1 protein-coding gene and 1 pseudogene are annotated in these 1,925 nt (G+C 70.0%); one reads left to right on the top strand and one right to left on the bottom strand.

Features of this window, described 5'->3' with window-relative positions; translation table 11 throughout:
• Positions 1-1,141 (bottom strand): MFS transporter (locus ACWELQ_RS44855; protein WP_452403050.1); only part of this gene is annotated, 1,141 nt, incomplete at its 3' end.
• A 436-nt stretch (positions 1,142-1,577) separates the two neighbouring features.
• On the opposite strand from ACWELQ_RS44855, the pseudogene ACWELQ_RS44850 reads away from it, so the two are divergent.
• Positions 1,578-1,925: pseudogene (locus ACWELQ_RS44850) on the top strand (hypothetical protein); the annotation flags it as partial.

Below are 1,925 nucleotides of genomic sequence, written 5' to 3'. Positions count from 1 at the left end.
CGGTGACCAGGGTCATCACCATGACCAGGCCCGCGCCCAGGAGTCCGGCGGCGATCAGCACCAGGACCAGGGAATGCACGCCGACCAGGGCCATGACCGCGAATCCCGAAGCCGCGATGAGGAATCCGGCGGCGACCACCGGGCCGGGGCCTACCTTCGGCGCGAGTGCCGCCGCCAGGGGTGCGGCACCGCCCACCAGCACGGCCGGGGCCAGGCTCCACAGGGCCGCGATGAACGGGCTCAGGCCGAGGACCGACTGGAGGTACTGGGTCACGAACACGGCGTTGCCGACCAGCGCGAACATGCCGAGCAGTTGCGCCGCCACCGACACCGAGTAGGCGCGGCGGGCGAAAAGCGCAGCGTCCAGCATCGATTCGGGAACCCTCCGCTGCCGGATCGCGAACACCACGCCGACCGCGAGACCGGCCAGCAGGGTCAGCAGTCGCGCCGGGGTGAACCCGTTGGCGGCCCACTCTTTCAGGCCGTAGATGACCGGGATGACCGCGCCCAGCGACAAGGCCGCGCTCGGCCAGTCGAAGCGTTCGGTGCGCGTGCCACGGAACTCCGGCAGCAGTAGCGGGGCGGCCACCAGCAGCGCGATCATGGCGGGGATATTGATCAGGAACACCGACCCCCACCAGAAGAATTGCAGCAGTGCGCCACTGAGCACCGGCCCGATCGCGACACCACCGGTCATGACACCGGCCCAGACCGCCATCGCCTTGGTGCGGTCGGCATCATGGACGAAGATATTGCGGATCAAGGCCAGGGTCGACGGCATGAGCGTGGCTCCGGCGATGCCCAGCACCGCGCGGGCGGCGATGAGCGCCTCCGCGTTCGGCGCATAGGCCGCGGCGAAGGAGGCCACACTGAAGCCGACCGCGCCGATCAGCAACAGCCTGCGACGCCCGACCCGGTCGCCGAGCGCACCCATGGTGAGCAGCAATCCGGCCAGCACAAAGCCGTATACATCGAAGATCCACAGTTGCTGTGTCGCACTGGGATCGAGATCGCGGACGATGAACGGCACCGCGAAATACAGCACCGAGACGTCCATGGAGACCAGCAGCAGCGGCAGGATGAGCACCGCGAGCGCGGTCCATTCCCGCCGGCCCGCGCGCCGGGTTTCTTCGCTGTTCATCGAACTGTCGTGACTTTCGTTCCGGGAGAGGCGAACCGGCGTCAGCCTGCCCGGACGCGCTGGCAGGCACCTGGTAGCGGCTTGCCAGCGCGCTGCCAGCGCACCCGGCCACCATGTCCGGTCGAGCTCCGTCCCCGGGGCCGGGCTCACCTTGGGGCTCAGCCCGCACCGACCACGACCCGGCAGATATCAACTGGCCGTTCCCTACTGACCGCGAACCAGCCACCACCTGCTGGGACCGATACCCCAGCTGGACCTCGCCGACACCAGCCCGGTCGCTCGAGCGCCGCCCCCACGGCTACGTGCTCTCCGCACCGGGCGGCGACGTCGTTCCGGCTCCAGTCCGTTCGCTCCGGGCTGAGTCGCGCGCCGAGCGCGGGCCGACCCCATCGGTCACACTCGAACAGCACACATCCGACGAATTGCCCGAGGAACCATGCCCAACCTCCTGCCGTCCTCGCCGATCCAGCAGCGCGACCTGCCCCCGTCACCGATCCCCCAGCAGGACTTCTCCGCTGCGCCGCAATCGGGTGGCGCGTCGCTCGTGGGCGGTCCGTCGGTGGTCGGCCCGGCTGCAGTGGCCCCGTCCGATCCGACCACTCGGGTGCCGCTGCCGCATGCTCCCGGCGAATCCGGCTCGGCGACAAGCGATTCAGCTGTGCCCGGCGGGCGTCCCTCGCTGCCGCCTTCACCCAGCGAAGTCGCTGCTGCCGCCTCGGACGCGGCTGCCGCGACCACGAAGTTCTCGCAGCCGCCGCTGCCCCCGGCACCGGGCGATCTGGAT

This window comes from Nocardia sp. NPDC004722 (assembly GCF_053601505.1).
This window is presented reverse-complemented; position numbering and strand designations above follow the sequence as displayed.